This window comes from Desulfopila inferna (assembly GCF_016919005.1).
In the GTDB taxonomy this organism is placed as follows: Bacteria; Desulfobacterota; Desulfobulbia; order Desulfobulbales; family Desulfocapsaceae; genus Desulfopila_A; species Desulfopila_A inferna.
Genome location: NZ_JAFFQE010000003.1, coordinates 192,823 through 208,960 on the forward strand (window position 1 = coordinate 192,823; position 16,138 = coordinate 208,960).

13 protein-coding genes are annotated in these 16,138 nt (G+C 51.2%); all 13 read right to left on the reverse strand.

Translation table 11 applies throughout. From position 1 onward, the window contains the following. Positions 1-42: 42 nt before the first annotated feature. Positions 43-1,764: an FAD-dependent oxidoreductase gene (locus JWG88_RS09125; protein ID WP_205233423.1), complete on the reverse strand. Its 1,722-nt coding sequence runs from the start codon at positions 1,762-1,764 to the stop codon at positions 43-45. 108 nt (positions 1,765-1,872) lie between these two features. Continuing rightward, positions 1,873-2,667, reverse strand: a complete 795-nt coding sequence (locus tag JWG88_RS09130; protein ID WP_205233424.1) for an ABC transporter permease — start codon at positions 2,665-2,667, stop codon at positions 1,873-1,875. Then, a complete protein-coding gene (locus JWG88_RS09135; RefSeq protein WP_205233425.1) occupies positions 2,658-3,317 on the reverse strand; it encodes an ABC transporter ATP-binding protein in 660 nt (219 codons plus the stop codon). The genes JWG88_RS09130 and JWG88_RS09135 overlap by 10 nt, the downstream gene beginning before the upstream one ends. After that, complete coding sequence (locus JWG88_RS09140; protein ID WP_337833116.1) at positions 3,314-4,810, reverse strand: two-component system sensor histidine kinase NtrB; 1,497 nt, start codon at positions 4,808-4,810, stop codon at positions 3,314-3,316. The genes JWG88_RS09135 and JWG88_RS09140 overlap by 4 nt, the downstream gene beginning before the upstream one ends. After that, a complete protein-coding gene (locus JWG88_RS09145; RefSeq protein WP_240194363.1) occupies positions 4,764-6,491 on the reverse strand; it encodes a radical SAM protein in 1,728 nt (575 codons plus the stop codon). Before JWG88_RS09145 ends, JWG88_RS09140 begins: the two co-directional genes overlap by 47 nt. A 129-nt stretch (positions 6,492-6,620) precedes the next feature. Then, on the reverse strand, positions 6,621-7,823 hold the full coding sequence (ftsZ, locus tag JWG88_RS09150) for a cell division protein FtsZ (RefSeq protein ID WP_205233426.1): 1,203 nt from the start codon (positions 7,821-7,823) through the stop codon (positions 6,621-6,623). A gap of 121 nt (positions 7,824-7,944) precedes the next feature. Further along, the gene (ftsA, locus tag JWG88_RS09155; RefSeq protein ID WP_205233427.1) at positions 7,945-9,207 is read right to left on the reverse strand and encodes a cell division protein FtsA; all 1,263 of its coding nucleotides are present in this window, start codon (positions 9,205-9,207) and stop codon (positions 7,945-7,947) included. A 5-nt stretch (positions 9,208-9,212) separates the two neighbouring features. Further along, positions 9,213-10,211 carry a cell division protein FtsQ/DivIB gene (locus JWG88_RS09160; RefSeq protein ID WP_205233428.1) on the reverse strand — a complete coding sequence of 333 codons (999 nt, stop codon included), beginning with the start codon at positions 10,209-10,211 and terminating at the stop codon, positions 9,213-9,215. Then, the gene (gene murB / locus JWG88_RS09165) at positions 10,208-11,131 is read right to left on the reverse strand and encodes a UDP-N-acetylmuramate dehydrogenase (protein WP_205233429.1); all 924 of its coding nucleotides are present in this window, start codon (positions 11,129-11,131) and stop codon (positions 10,208-10,210) included. The genes JWG88_RS09160 and murB overlap by 4 nt, the downstream gene beginning before the upstream one ends. Then, entirely contained in the window at positions 11,109-12,503 is a 1,395-nt protein-coding gene (gene murC / locus JWG88_RS09170; protein ID WP_205233430.1) for a UDP-N-acetylmuramate--L-alanine ligase, read from the reverse strand. The genes murB and murC overlap by 23 nt, the downstream gene beginning before the upstream one ends. 16 nt (positions 12,504-12,519) lie before the next feature. Continuing rightward, entirely contained in the window at positions 12,520-13,623 is a 1,104-nt protein-coding gene (gene murG, locus JWG88_RS09175; RefSeq protein WP_205233431.1) for an undecaprenyldiphospho-muramoylpentapeptide beta-N-acetylglucosaminyltransferase, read from the reverse strand. Continuing rightward, positions 13,620-15,023: a UDP-N-acetylmuramoyl-L-alanine--D-glutamate ligase gene (gene murD / locus JWG88_RS09180; protein WP_205233432.1), complete on the reverse strand. Its 1,404-nt coding sequence runs from the start codon at positions 15,021-15,023 to the stop codon at positions 13,620-13,622. The genes murG and murD overlap by 4 nt, the downstream gene beginning before the upstream one ends. After that, positions 15,020-16,099, reverse strand: coding sequence for a phospho-N-acetylmuramoyl-pentapeptide-transferase (gene mraY, locus JWG88_RS09185; RefSeq protein ID WP_205233433.1), 1,080 nt, complete (start codon positions 16,097-16,099; stop codon positions 15,020-15,022). Before mraY ends, murD begins: the two co-directional genes overlap by 4 nt. Between the last annotated feature and the right edge of the window lie 39 nt (positions 16,100-16,138).

Sequence of the window (16,138 nt, forward strand, 5' to 3'; positions counted from 1 at the left end):
TCCAATCCCGGCTCTTTAATGGACTGTGTCTTCGGTCGTCTGTCAGGGAAGCCAGGGAGCGCCTATTCTCTTGATGACATTGAATCCACCGCACAGAACACGATTATTGGTCACTCCAGCAGAGTCCAGAAATACCTGGATTTCATAGGACCTGCTGCCGGCATTGCAAAAAATGATCAGGGTCTTGTCTTTCGGCAGCTCCTCATATCTCTCGCGAATGCGATCGTCGGGCATGGAAATCCATCTGTCGGCTCCGAACTTTTCCACAAACGGCAAGGCCTGTTGTTCATGGCGGACATCAAGGGATATCCAGTCCGGCTGCGTGGAGAAATCGTCCATCCAACTGTAGAATTCCTCCATGGTTATCTGACGCAGGCGATTATCACAGAGATTATCCGCCACATATGCCGCGGCATTTACGGTATCCACCGCCGCGGAGAAAGGCGGGGCATAGGCCATTTCCAGATTGGTAAAATCATCAATGGTGGCCCCTTTACTCAGGAAGGCTGCGGCCGCATTTATCCGTGCCGAAACATTATCGTTCATGGCTCCGAATGCCTGAACTCCCAAAACTTTCCGGGTTCTTCTGTCAAAGATCATCACACAGCAGATAATCTCCTGGGTTGGGTAGAAATGGGCCCTGTCGGCAGGAGCCGTAAGCGAAAAATCAGCATCAAATCCTTCGGCCCTGGCCATTTCCAGACTCAATCCGGTCGCCCCGATACAGACATCGAAGGCTTTCATGATGAAACTGCCCACGGCGCCGTCAAAAGTTGAGGGCAGACCGGCCAGATTATCTCCGACAACACGTCCTTCTTTATTGGCAAGAGAACCGAAAGGAGCATAAAAATATTTACCTGTTATCAGGTTGGGGATCTTGACGCAGTCGCCTGCGGCATAGATGGAGGGATCAGACGTCTGCATTCTCCTGTTGACCACAATGCCGCCCATATCGGAGACGCGCAGGCCGGCTGCTCTGGCGATTTCAGACTGCGCCCTGACTCCGGTGGCCATGATGACCAGGTCCGCATCCAGTACTCTTTGCGGCGTTCGAACCGCAGTCACCCTGCCGCCCTCGCCGACGATTTCCGAAGCGCTCTCCCCCAGATAGATACTGACATTACTGTCCCGCAAATGTTTGCACATCATGGCAGAAAGAGACCACTCGATCACTCCGGGCAGAAGCTGGTCCTTGAATTCAATAAGGGAGGTTTCCACACCCCAAAGATCGGTCAGCGCCTCCGCCATCTCGATGCCGATGGCGCCGCCACCGATAACCACGGCTTTGCCGACTTTGCCTTTTGCTATGCGGTCCTTTATCTCGATGGCCTTGTGCAGGTTGGCGATGGTGAAAACCCCGTCAAGTTCGGCACCGGGAATCGGCAGAACATAGGGCTGGGAACCGGTGGCCAGTACCAGCTTATCATAATCGAGAGTTTCTTCTGCCCCACTTCCCAGATCCTTGATGAGCAGCTGTTTCTTCGCTCTGTCTATGGACAAAGCCTGGGTCAGAATGCGGACTTTTACCCCTTTATACTTCTCAAAATAATATTGATCCCGCAATACATGAAAGCTGGTCGAGCGCAATGCTGATTCATCGGCGACATCACCCGATATATAATAGGGAATGCCGCAGCCTCCATAGGAAATCAGGGAATCCTGGTCAATAAGCGTCACTTCCGCCTGCGGCATCAGCCGCTTTACTCTACAGGCTGCCTTGGGCCCCGCTGCCACACCGCCGACAATAACTATCTTTTCCGTCATTTCTCACTCCTTGTGTGAATCATATTCGGATACCGAGTTGTTTTAGACATATGATCACTACCAATGCCAATTTTCAAGCTCTTTCTTTCCTGAAGAAATAATCGCATCTCACTTTTTCAGTTTTTCCAGACGGAATCTATGTCTTTTGTCGAACAGGTTCCTACTTGTCAACCAGATGGAAAAGACGACCCCGAACCCTGTGCCCGCAGCTATGAGAAAGAGGATTAAAATCTGATACTTTACAGCCTCCAAAGGAGGCGTACCTCCCAATATCTGGCCGGTCATGGTTCCGGGCAGACTGACTATGCCGGCGGCGGCCATCGAATTCATAATGGGTATCATTCCTGTTCGCATCGCATTTATTCGAATATCGGCACTTGCGGATTGCCAGGTTTCACCAAGATAGAGCCGCTGTTCAACAACGTTGCGCTTATCATAAAAATCGGAGGTCATTCTATCGAGTGCCAGTGAAATTCCGGTCATGGTGTTGCCCAGCAGCATGCCGAGCAGCGGAATGGCATACTGTGGAGTATACCAAGGCTCAACCTGTATGAGGACTATCAGGGAAAACAGCGAAATGGTGAAGGCGGAAATAGACATTGAAGCTACTCCGACTCCATAGCCGAAAAATCCTGCTACCCGTATTCTCTGCCGGACCACTACTTCCCGGCCGGCGATGAGGACCATCACCAGGGCAAGACCCGCTATCAGCCAAATATTATAAGAAGCGAAAAGCTGCCGCAGGACCATACCGATGAGGAGAAGCTGCAGAGTCATCCGTAATCCCGAGAGGATCAGCCGTTTTCCCAGGCCGAGATGCAGCACAGTGCTGACACCGGCCAGCATGAGAACGAGAGCCGCCGCGAGACTCAGATCGAGGGCACTAAGAGGAATTACCGCCATGGGATACCCGGATTTTCTGTTTTTCCCGGATCAGGCCAGAACTGTTCCAGAGTATGGCGGTGGACATGAAAACATCTACCGGCTACCTTCTTGAGTTGATCATGATCATGACTCACCCAGAGCAATGCGGTTTTCGGAGTTTTCTGGTAATCGGAAAGTAATGTTTCAACAAGAGAGACAGCATAGGGATCCAATGCAGAGCAGGGTTCATCAAGCAACAGGATAACCGGTTTGAGGGTGAGTTCCCTCGCCAGGGCGAGTCTCTGGCGCTCGCCGGTGGAAAGCCTGCTGATACTCCAGGAAAGGACATCTATCTCAAAACCAAGTCGTGTCAGAATATCGACGAGCTCGGGATCTCCGTTGGCCTTGTTGAAGTGGCTGCCGACATCGTCATACCACCAGGCCGATTCGGCCGCAACAAGTCCCACTTTTCTGCGCCAGGAGGGGGCGGGAAAGCACTCCGCCTTGACCCCGTCCAGGAGAATGGTTCCGTCATAGGGTATCGATTCAACCAGGGCTCTCAGCATCTGTGTTTTCCCTATCCCGGAGGGACCGGTGAAACCAACGACCTCATTACTATACAAGGAAAAGGAATAAGGACCGTTCTGCAGATATGTGAGCCGGTCTACGGAGAAGAGCGGATCCGTCATGGCAGGAGCACGGAAAAGGTCGTTCCCTCATCCTTTCGGCTGCTCACCCGCAATTCACCGTTATGGCTGTCGATAATATTTTTGGTAATGGAAAGGCCTAACCCGGTTCCTTTGCTTTTATCGGTAAAGAAGGGATTGAAAATGAACTCCATTTTTTTCTCCGACATACCTATGCCATTATCCTCAATTTCTATTTCCGCACCGCCGGTCTTGGAAAGAGCGCGGGTAGACACCCTCAGCACTCCTTCCTTTTTCATAGCCTGCAGGGCGTTGACCAGGATGTTCAGCAGAGCCCTGTAGAGCAGTTCGATATCAACCTTCGCCGGTACAGGGGTTTCAGCCAGTTCGTTTCTGATTTCGACGTGTTGTTCAGCAGCTTTGGGAGCAATAAAAATAAGGGCTTTTTTCACCACTTCGTTGACATCACGTTTCTCCAGTTTGGCCTGCTGAGGTCTGGCGAAATCAAGAAACTCCATGGTGATGGTGTTCAATCTGCTGGTTTCTTCTATGATGATACGGGCAAGATGTTCATTTCCGGGAGCGACCTTCCTGATGCGCTTTTCCAAGATTTCAGCGGTGCTGCGAACAATTCCCAGTGGACTTTTAATCTCATGCGAGACTGTGGCCACCATGGAACCAAGATGAGCCAGCCTTTCAGACTGGTTCAGCTTTTCTTCAAGCTGCAGCCTTTCATCAACGCGCTGTTCAACCTTCTTTGATGCTCCCATGACTATGGTGCGCAAGACCAGAAAGAGAACCATCATCACTGCACTGGAAACCAGGATGATACTGCCCTGAAGTCGTATTATAGCTTTATAATCACTGGAAAGATCTTTGACAATCTCGATCACTCCCATGATAATCTCTCCGCTCTCGCCGCTCGGACCCACCTGACGGAAGGGGATATAGGTTTTTAAACGGCACTTGAGTGGTTCGGTGCCGGGGACAAGATTGGCAACCGAGCCGGAGGTGAGAATATTCGAATTGGTAATACCGCTGAGGGCTTTACGATACTCCTCCCCGCCGATATCCTCTTTACCAACCTGCTCCATGATGGTGGAATAGGAGATCACATTGACCTTGGAGTCAAATATGGTGACGGATTCGACATTCATTCCCTGTATAATTTCCCGGATTATCTTGTCCAGGGTTTCAAATTGTTCGGGATTACTTAACTGGATCGCTCCATAACGCAGAGCAGTGATGACCACAAACCTTCTGAAGACCTGCTGGTTGAGGTTTTCGGCAAATGCTACTGAATACTCCTCGCTCTGTTCGAGCATGATTTTTCTGGCATGGTTGGATATGGCCCAGGACAGAAAAAGAGTAAAAACAAGGATGACGGCAAGACTTGAAAAAGAGAAGTATTTGACCAGCTTGAAGGGCTGGAGTTGAGCGTCGATCTTCTGCTGCCGAATCGAGTCGAGCATCTCGTATGATTTTTTCTTACCTTTCACCACATACTCCACAACGACGACAAATTGAAGTGTCACAAGGTTCTGTCGAAGCCGACCGCAATCCTTTCAAGTATTCCTGCCAGAGATAGTCGTGCTCTATTCCGTGGTCTATGATATACCACGGAAAATACCTCTTGGCATCACTGCCGGCACTAATAAACCACTCGGCGCGAAGCTCATTCTTCTTCAAACCGGCCTTCCAGGACATGTTTGTGACAGCCATATCGAAGAGGACATCGGCCAGCCGGCGGTCTCCCCGGGAAAGCAATGCCTGAAAAAGGGCATTTTCAGGCTTGTCTGCCTGAAAATGCACGTTGGCAACGTCCTTCAACCCTTTCTTCAGATACGATATCTTCTCCCTGAAATTGGTCAGGGCTTCCTTGACCGTGCCCATTTCGTCGTTTTCCAGCTGTCTGCCGATACCGAAGGGATGATATTGAAACGGCGTCCAGGGTTTCGGTACAAAACAATTGACGGAAAGATAGATTTCCGTCAATCGCCCTCTCTTCTTGCCGATGGCATCGATTTTTTGCTTGATGGCGGCAACCAGATCAATAAATTCCTGCAAATCTTCACAGGTCTCGGTAGGCAGTCCCACCATGACGTAGAGCTTCAGCTTAAAGATACCGGCCTCAGCGAGCCTGCCGGCAGCAGTGAGCAGATCGCCGCGGTCGAGCCCTTTATTGATTACACGGCGCAGCCGTTCTGAAGCACCATCCGGAGCAATGGCCACACTCTTCAGGTCCGATTTCGACAGAAGGTTGAGAAGGCCGTCGTTTATCCGATCGGCTCGCAGGGAAGAGAAAGAAAGAGCACAGCCGCTTTCCAGGATGTAGCCGGATATATGATCAAGTGTTGTACCGCCGGCCATCTCCATGCCTAAAAGGCCAACGCGGCTGACCTCCGTCGGTCTTTCCTTAAGACCTTCAATGACTGCATCGGCATCCCAGAGCCTCGGGGGGCGGTAAATAAAACCGGCGGCACAGAATCTGCAGCCGCGTGAACAACCGCGCCCCAGCTCGGTCAGATAGAGATTGGAAAATTCTGCCAGCGGGGTCAGAAGCTCAGAATGCCCCGCTCTCTCACATTTAGCCAGGCTCAACCGTTTTACCCTGGCCGGCACCCCCGGCTCTGGAACCATTGCCGAGCAGCTGCCTTTTTTATCATAAACAGGAGTATATAATCCGGGAGCATAGACACCTTCAAACTTATGCACAGCCTCCAAGCTGAGTTGCCTCGGGGTAGAGGTGCCTGAATTCTCCGCCAGGAAGTCGACAAAATCATCGAGAATGGGTTCAGCTTCACCCACAAGGAAAAAATCGACAAAAGGAGCAATTGGCTCCGGATTCATAAAGGTGGCCACTCCGCCGCAGACTACCAGGGGTCTGCCTTCCTGTCGCTCCTCCCTCTTTCCGGCAAAGGGCTCGATTCCTCCGGCAAGAAGGATTTTTACAATATGAAGGTAATCGTGTTCGAAACTGACAGAGATAAATATATAGGGGAAATCGTTGAGAGGACGGCCCGATTCGAGGGAAACCGGACGTTCACTTTCTTCCGGCAGAAAAAAGCGTTCACAGATAACATCATCCCGCCTGTTGAGAAGAGAGTAAACCAGCTGCAAGCCAAGGCTGGACATACCGACGGCATAACTGTTCGGATAAATGAGGGCAATCGGGATCTTTCCTTTCCACTTCTTGAGATAACCGCCTCTTTCCAACTCCAGCCTATCCCGGCGGCTGGGTGGAGTCTTTTCTTTTCTTTTTTTCAGACTTCTAATTCCTCTGTTACTGCTGCCTTCAAGGCAAATTTTCTCCGACCCGATTGAGCCGGAGCTCTTTTCAGGATCCTAATTCGCCTTCTTTCGCAAATATGTTGGTGTTTCCAAAAATTCATCGTTCCAGCTGTCATGCTCCCGCACACCCTCTCGGGAGGTGCCCAGATTATCGAAGCCGTCAAAATTTGAATTTGGCAGGATGGTACCGGAAGGACGTGGATTTTTTTGGGCGAGCTGTACCTTCACGGACTCTTTCTGCTGTTTCTGGGGTCTGGGAAGATCCTCAACCTGGGCAATGGTTTTGCCGCTACTGATCGAGCTGCCGACTCCGGTGGCAATCACAGTGACATGGAGCTCATCCCCCAGGGTTTCATCATAAAGTGCGCCGATGACGACCTTGGCTTCATCGTCCACCTTTTCCTGGATGAGGGCGGAGGCTTCCATGAACTCGGACATGGCGAAACTCTCCTCCGTCGCCGAAATATTGATGAGCAGACCCCGGGCGCCGTCGATGCCGACATCTTCCAGCAGTTGATTGTCGATAGCACGCCTGGCCGCCTCCGTGGCACGATTTTCCCCAACGGCAAACCCGGATCCCATTACGGCAGGTCCAACCTCCCGCATCACGGTCCTGAGATCGGCAAAATCGGCATTGATCAATCCCGGGACATTAATCAAGTCGGTAATCCCCTTGACTGCCTGCAGCAGGACATTGTCCGCCTGAGCAAGCATATCGGCAAGCTTGGAGTTTTTCTGCATCATCGAAAGCAGACGATCGTTGGGCACGGTGATAATGGTATCCGCATATTTCTGCAGCTCATTCCAGCCTTCTTCGGCATTGCGCATCCGGTTTTTGCCCTCAAAGGCAAACGGTTTGGTTACCACCGCCACGGTTAATGCACCAAGATCCTTGCTGATCTTGGCGACCACCGGCGCGGCGCCGGTCCCGGTACCACCACCAAGACCTGCGGTAACGAAGACCATATCGCTTCCCTTGAGACTGTTTTTCAGCTCCTCTATGGATTCATGGGCAGCCTGCATACCCATCTCGGGATCGGCTCCTGCTCCCAACCCTTTAGTAATACTGGGGCCAAGCTGGAGGCAGATGTCTGCCTTGGACTGATTTAATGCCTGCTTATCAGTATTGGCAGCAATAAATTCCACACCCTGGAGCTTGTTGGCCACCATGGTGTTGATTGCATTTCCGCCGCCGCCACCTACTCCGATAACTTTTACTTTTGCGACGCTTTCTGATTCAGCCATTCTAAACGGCATAGGGTCCCCCTGCTGAATTCGTTTAGCAATTTCACTTTGATAATGTCAAGGTAGGACTATCAAAGAATTACAGTAATATATCATCTGCCGTAAGACACATAAACAAAAAAATACCTTTATCTCACATGATTTTCTTCATCCAGCCCCGGACTCGACCAACCATGGATGAATTGCTCTGTCCCTGTACTAAATGTTTTTTTCTTCCCTGCAATACAAGTCCGACTCCTGTGGTGCACCTGGGAGTATTGATCTTTTCCACAGCTCCGGTGATACCGACCGGATAGCCAATCCTCACCTGCAGATCAAATATCTGCTCGGCCAGCTCCACGATATTTGCCAGCAACGCGGTTCCGCCGGTGATGACGATTCCGCCATTGATTCTGTTCTTCTGTCCGGAGGCAATGAGTTCCCTGTTCACCACCTCAAGAATTTCAGCGATTCTGGCCTGAATGATATCCACCAGAACCTTCTGCGTGATCTTACGGGGCTCGCGATCACCGACGGTGGGCACATCGACGACCAGATTCGGTTTAATAAACGAAGAAATAGCGCTGCCGTAATCTTCCTTCAACCGTTCAGCCTCCTGCAGCGGCGTGCGCAGTCCCATGGAGAGATCATTGGTTAGATTGTGACCCCCAAGGCCGATCTCACAGGTATGCCGGATTGTTCCTTCACAGAAAATGGCGAGATCGGTGGTCCCTCCGCCTATATCCAGCAGGGCAACCCCTAGTTCCATCTCATCGGGACTCAATACCGCATCCGCGGAAGCAATGGATTCCAGGACAAGATCAGCGACATCCAGGCCGGCTTTATTACAGCAGGTGACCAGATTATGAACCGCTCCCATATCGGCGGTAACTATATGAACATTTGTCACCAGGCGGACACCGGTCATACCCAGGGGATTCTGGATCCCGGTATGGTCATCGACCATGTATTCCTGGGGAAGCACGTGAATTACCTGTTGATTAGCAGAAATCTTGACTGTTCTTGCCGCGGTAATAACATCATCGATATCGCTCTTTTTAATTTCCCGGCCGTTGATCGCCAGAATGCCCGGACTATTGAAGCCTTTGATATGGTTCCCGGCAATTCCCACGTGAACGGAATGCAGATCACAACCGGCCATGTCTTCAGCGACTGAAACTGCTTCGCGAATCGATTTTACGGTGCTTTCGATATTGACAACCACGCCCTTTTTCATACCCAGGGAAGGCGCTATTCCTACACCGATAATTTCAACACCATCCTCGAAAGCCTCTCCGACAACACAGCAGACTTTGGTGGTACCGATATCCAAGCCGACAACCAGCTCACCGCGCTCCCTGTGTGTTCTATGCTCTTCCGCTTCCACGGCCGGCAATATTTCCTGTTTTTCTTCCATTCTCTTCAACCTGAGTTTGACTGTGCAACAAGAACCTTATCCTCAAGATATTCCATGCGGATATATTCAACCTCACTGATATCGACACCCTTTTTTCGCTTGTTGTATAACACCGACAACACATTGCGCAGCTGCCTGTATTTCTTATTAATCTCCCCTCTGCCAAAATAAATCGGGAAAGGAAAATCGACCAGCCGAATAATCAAACCTTCGTCCTGATCGAAATGAATCTCAGACACCGACTGGGCTGGGAGATTTGGATTGTTGTAGCTAATCAGCTTGAGAAAGGATACCGCCTCCGCAAGGGCCAGCTCATGTTCTTCCGAGGAACCGGTATTCAGGCCCGTAATGACCGGATAATCCAAATCGTCGCCCTTCTTCACCGGAGCGATTGTTTCACCCAACCTGTTTAGATACATCAATTTTTCCTGACCTGGAATGCCACTGACCAGCAACGCAGCGGCGCGGTGTTCCTTTACCTCAATATAAATCGTGTCCGGCCACACCTTGTTTACTTCAGCACTCTGAATCCATGGATGACTATTTATATAATCCACCACCTGGCTCGTAGAAACACCGAACATGCTCGTCTTATAGTCCAGTCCCGTTATTTCAAGGATTTCCCTACGATCCGTCAATATGCAGCCGGATACCCCTATTTCCTTGATGCGAAAAAGATCGAGGCCGCCGGCATACTGCAGCGCAGGATTTCTGAGTGCCGCCAGGGTCAAAACAAAAAGTGCGGTAAATCCTACTATTTTTGCCGCTCTGAGTCCATATATTTTGCGTTTTTCGGATCTGCATACGAAGCTCCGCTCTTTCCAAGGCAAACGTAAATATTTTTTCAGCTTGCCAAAAAAGGCAGACCTGAGGAGATCCTTGTTTATCTTTGAGTCGCCATAGCTGTTTAAAGCCGACTTCCAGGGCTTGGCATAATCATTTTTTTTCCTGATTTTCAAAGATCTGGAACCTAAGAAGCCACGCAGTTTTCTCACCGATTTCATAATATATGAACCTCCGGATCGAGCTTTATGCCGCTGTCTTTCTCCACTTTTCCCTGTATATGCGCAATCAGATCAAGAACATCACCGGCACTGGCCATGCCCCGGTTTATAATAAAATTAGCATGCTTTTCAGACACTTGCGCATCACCGACCATCACACCCTTTAAACCGCTTGCCTCAATCAGCCGCCCGGCGCTGTGCCCCTCCGGATTTTTGAAAATCGAACCTGCGCTACCGTAACCACCAGGCTGAAGCTGATTCCGCCTCTCTCGGTAACCACGGCATACGGCCTCAACCTCTTCTCTTTTCTTTTGACAAAGCCTGAGCACCGCCCCCACGACTACACAATGTTCTACAAGAGTGTCCGCCTTTCGATAGCTGAATGACAACTGTTCTCTCTCATAGGTTTTTCTTCCCTCTCTGTTGACGACATCGAGGCTGAGCAGCACATCGGAAATCGATCCTCCCCAGGCGCCGGCATTCATGAAGATGGCTCCGCCCAGGGTTCCCGGGATGCCGACGGTAAACTCGAGTCCTGAAAAACCTTGAGCAGCACATTCCCCGGAGAGCCGTGTCAGAGAGCAACCGGCTCCAGCCTTGAGATACACCGCATCTTCGCCGACCTCACACTCATATTCTTTAAAACCGCCGGTAAGAACTATTGCTATACCGGCAAAGCCTTCATCGCGAACCAGCAGATTGGTACCCCTGCCGATAACCCGCCAGTTCAACTGATTTTCCACGAGAAACAGGAATAGTTTCTCCAATTCCCCTACACTCTCCACCTGCACAAGTGCGTCAGCCGGGCCGCCGATACCGAAAGAGGTATAGCTGCGCAGAGGGCAGTTCCACTGCACCGGATGCTTCAGCAGGGCACGCAGTTCATTTTTCTGCAACTCATTCATGCTGTACCGCTTCATTCCGCAGATGCTTGAGCAGTTTTTCCCCGGCGCTGACGATATTTCCGGCACCTAGGGTTAGCACCAGATCATCCTCCTCCAAAAGCTCGAGGAGGCGCTCGGGGACATCGGCCATTCTCTCTATATATAGAGTATGGCGCTGTCCGTGCAGTTTGATTTCATGAAGTAGCTTCTCCGATGAAATTCCGGGAACGGGTTTTTCACTGGCCGCATAGATATCGGTCATAATCAGATAATCGGCACGATGAAAGCAGGTTTGAAAATCTTTATACAAAGCCTGGGTTCTCGAATACCGGTGAGGCTGAAAGACAACCACCAGCCTCTTTTCGGGCCAGGCCTCCTTAATAGCCTCAAGAGTAGCCATGATCTCGGTTGGATGATGACCGTAATCATCAACCACGGTAATGCCGTTTACCACCCCCTTGAGCTGCATCCGTCTCTGCACCCCCGGATAGCTCTGCAATGCTTCCTTGATATCGGCAAAGGCGATCTCCAGTTCAAGACCGACACAGACCGCAGCAAGTGCGTTGTAGACATTATGCTTTCCAGGCGGCGCAATATCAATATCACCCAAGGCCTGCCCTTCTTTCATGACGGTGAAATGTATTCGTCCTTCTGAGAAGGATATCTTCTCAGCATAAATATCGGCCTGGCTGGTGAAGCCGTAACTCATGGTTCTCTTGGCGATTGCAGGAAGGATATCGGCAATGTTTTTGTCGTCGAGACAAAGGATGACCGCTCCATAAAAAGGCACCTTGTCTATAAACTCCAGAAACGACTGCTTTATGTGTTCGATATCACGATAATAATCAAGATGCTCCAGATCTATATTGGTGATAACCTCGATCACCGGCGCCAGCTTCAAAAAAGAGCCGTCACTTTCATCCGCCTCGGCGACCAGAAATTCTCCCTCTCCCAGCTTGGCGTTACCGCCGAGTTTGTCTACCTTGCCACCGATTACGATGGTGGGATCAAGCCCTGCCTTATGCAGCAGCCAACTGACCATCGATGTTGTCGAGGTCTTGCCATGACTGCCGGCAATGGCAATGCCGTATTTCTTTAAGCGCATCAGTTCTGCCAGCATCTCAGCACGCTGAATAACCGGGATATTCTGCTCCTGCGCGACGACAACTTCAGCGTTATCCCTGTCGATGGCGGATGAAGTCACCACCACTTCGGCACCCTCGACCCACTCACCGTTATGTCCTATATAGATTTTCGCCCCCAGCTCCCTGAGATGCTCCGTCATAACCGATGACTTGAGATCGGAACCCGTTACCAGATAGCCGAGATTAATCAGCAGTTCAGCAATACCGCTCATGCCGATACCGCCGATTCCTACAAAATGAATATGTTTCTTCTTTTGATACATAACGGGTTCTGATTTCCTAGTCGGAGATTAAAGCAAGGCAGACATCCACAATATTTGAAGCTGCCTGCGGAACTGCCAGTTCTTTCATGTGCGCCGCCATTATTTTTCGTTGATCGTCGTCGAGGAGAAGCTCATTGATCTGCTGCGCCAGCATCCGGCCGCTAAGGTCCTTTTCCGCAAAAGATCTGCAACCACCGCCCTCGACATAGTATTCCGCATTCCTCTGCTGATGATTATCGGCAGCATGTGGATATGGAACGAGGATCGCCGGCTTTCCCAAAACGGCCAGCTCCGCCAGAGTGGTAGCCCCGGCCCGGGAAACCAGAAGATCGGCTGCTGCATAAATCTCGGACATATCAGCAAAGAAGGGCTCCACCCTGGCATCGATTAAATTTTCCGTATATTTTTGCCGGATAATTTGGCAATCCGCTGCTCCAGTCTGATGAATTACCTGGAACGGCTGAGAGACTCCATGGTGGCAGAGAGCTTCACTTACCAGTTCATTGAGTCGATGTGCTCCCAGACTGCCGCCCAGCACCAGCAACGTTTTCTTTGCCGGATCACACTTGCGCTCAGGTGCCGCCGCCAGCTCCAGGAGCTTTTTCCGCACAGGATTACCGGTGATCACTGTTTTTTCAGAGGGAAAATATCCGGCACTCTGCGGCAGCGAAATGCAGATTCTGTCAACCAGACCGCCCAGTTTGCGGTTGGCCAAACCAGGGACGGAATTCTGTTCATGAATGAGCGTCTTTTTGCCACAGATCCTGGCTGCTGCTACCACCGGGCCGGTAACATAGCCGCCGACACCGACCACAATATCCGGCCGGAACGCCAGAATGTGTATTACCGCCTGGATGAAACCAAGCGGCAGAGCGACAACGGCCTTGATAAGATGAAGAAGGTTTTTCCCCTTAAGACCGAAGCAGAGTATACTTTTCACCTCATAGCCATACTCGAGCAGGCTGGTTTTATCCAGTTTCCGCCGCGTACCTATGAACATAACTTTCGATCCGGGAATCCTACCGCACAACTCCTGCGCTGCGGCAATAGCCGGAAAGAGGTGTCCCCCCGTGCCGCCGCCGGTCAGCATAAGCTTTATCGGTTTGTCGGCAGTTGTCATTCTTCGCGTCCTGTCTGTAGTGTTGCCGCATCCCTCTTGAGTTGCAGTCCTGCCACGCTCTCCCTGAAGATCCGGCCCCGATGCTCGTAGCTCTCGAACATATCGAAGCTGGCACAGGCGGGCGACAACAGCACGGTATCTCCGGGACGCGCCACGCGACTTGCTTTGGCCACAGCCTCTTCCAGGGAAGGCAGGTAATCAACTTCGACGATATCCTCAAGCTGCCTACCGATGCTTTCGGCAGCCTCACCTATGAGGATCAGCTTGACCACCTTGGCCCGCAGGGAATCACGGAGCAATCGGTAATCTTCTCCCTTGTCACGGCCGCCGGCAATAAGAATGATTCTTTGCCCTGCCTGTTTCAGAGCGCTGATAACCGCACCGGTATTCGTCGCCTTGGAGTCATTCCAATAGCTGACTCCGTCAATAACAGCGACATATTCCATACGGTGCGGCAGCGCTTTAAAGGAGTGCAGGCCATCCATGATTGAGTGCCAGTCGCTTCCCGCAGATTTTGCCGCCAGAATCGCTGCTGCACAATTGACCCGGCCGACCGGATTATCAAAAACCGTTCCGGCAAGATCATATTTCTCCAGTTCGTTCTGGCGACGCACATAAACTTCAGATTCACAGATATAACCATGGCAGTCCCTGGAGTGTCCGAAAAGAACGGGGGCTCTTTCCTGCAGCTGTTCAGCAAGCTCCAGGCAGATCACATCGTCGGTATAGAGGATGGCTGTATCAGTCGAACGCTGCTGGCTGAAGATTTTGGCCTTGGCAGCGATATAGTCGGCAAAGCTGCCGTGCCAGTCGATATGATCGGGAGTGATGTTCAGGAGCACAGCCACATCCGGCCTGAATTTGCCACAGTTCTCCAGCTGGAAGCTGGAGACCTCGACAACGGCAACATCGGGCTGTTGTTCAAGCATCAGGCACTCGAGCAGAGGTCTGCCGATATTACCGCAGACAAAGACCTCTTTACCGGCGGCCCTCAGCAAATCACCAATCAAGGTGGTCACCGTGGTCTTGCCGTTTGTTCCAGTGACGGCGACGACCGGACATTGCAGAGCGGGTGCCGCTAGGGCAAGCTCCCCCACTATATTCACTCCGGCCTTTTTCGCCTCCACCACAACCTTCAGATTAACAGGAATACCGGGGCTGATGAAAATGAACTCGCCTTGTCTCAAAAATTCCAGAGAATGGGCACCGCCTTCATATTCTGCGCCGCACTCCTGCAGTAGGGCGCGCTCCTGCGGCGACAGCTTTTTTTCCGGGCGGGCATCGGAGACATACACCCTGGCCCCGAGCATAGAGAGATAGCGCAGCGCCACTCTTCCGGTGATGCCAAACCCCAGGACGACAACCGGTGTTCCTTCCTGTATCATTTCATTATGCATCATCGTAATTTCAGTGTTGCCAGGGCAAAAAGACCTAAGATTATCGAGACTATCCAAAACCGCACTACCACCTTCGGCTCGTGCCAGCCCTTCTTCTCGAAATGGTGGTGGAAGGGTGCCATCAAAAATATTCTCTTCCCGCTGGTCAGTTTAAAATATCCGACCTGCATGATTACCGACATAGCCTCCATGACGAAGATACCGCCGACAATCGCCAGCAAAATTTCCTGTTTGATAATGATGGCCACGGCCCCCAGAGAGCCGCCCAGGGCCAGAGAACCAACATCACCCATAAAAATCTGGGCCGGATAGGCATTGAACCAGAGAAAGCCCAGGCAGCCGCCGACAATCGCACCACAAAAAATTGCAATTTCCCCGCTTCCCGCTACGTAGGGAATCTGCAGGTATTCAGCCAGTACCACATGACCCGCGAGATAGGAAAAGAGCAGATAGACGGCAGCACTTATTACCGTTGGCCCTGCCGCCAAGCCGTCAAGACCGTCGGTGAGATTGACTGCATTAGATGCGCCCATAATAACCAGAATCGCGAATACGATATAAAACATACCAAGATCCGGGTAGATATCCTTGAAAAAGGGGATACTCAGATGGCTGTCAAACCCAGCGTTAAAGTAAATAAAAATGCCAACCACCGAGGCGCCGGCCATCTGCAGCAACAGCTTACCCCTGGCGCTGAGTCCGACGCTGTTCCTGCCCGCTATTTTGCGGTAGTCATCGTAGGCTCCGATAGAACCGAAAAAGACGATGGTGAAGAGCGACAGCCAGACCAGAGGATTATCAAGTCTGGCCCAGAGCAGGGTCGAAACGACGATGGCCACTATTATCAGAAGTCCCCCCATAGTGGGAACCCCCTGTTTGACCAGATGACTTTCAGGGCCGTCCCGGCGCACAACCTGGCCTATCTGAAACTTCTGCATAGCCCGAATAAAAATAGGCCCAACGATAAGTAATATCAAGAAGGCCGTCAACGCGCCCCCGATGGAGCGAAAAGTAATATATCTAAAAACATTGAAGCCGATAAACGACGTATGCAGAGGATAAAGAAAATGATACAACATTCGCATTAGCACCTTGAATTGCTTTCTTGTTTTTTCGCA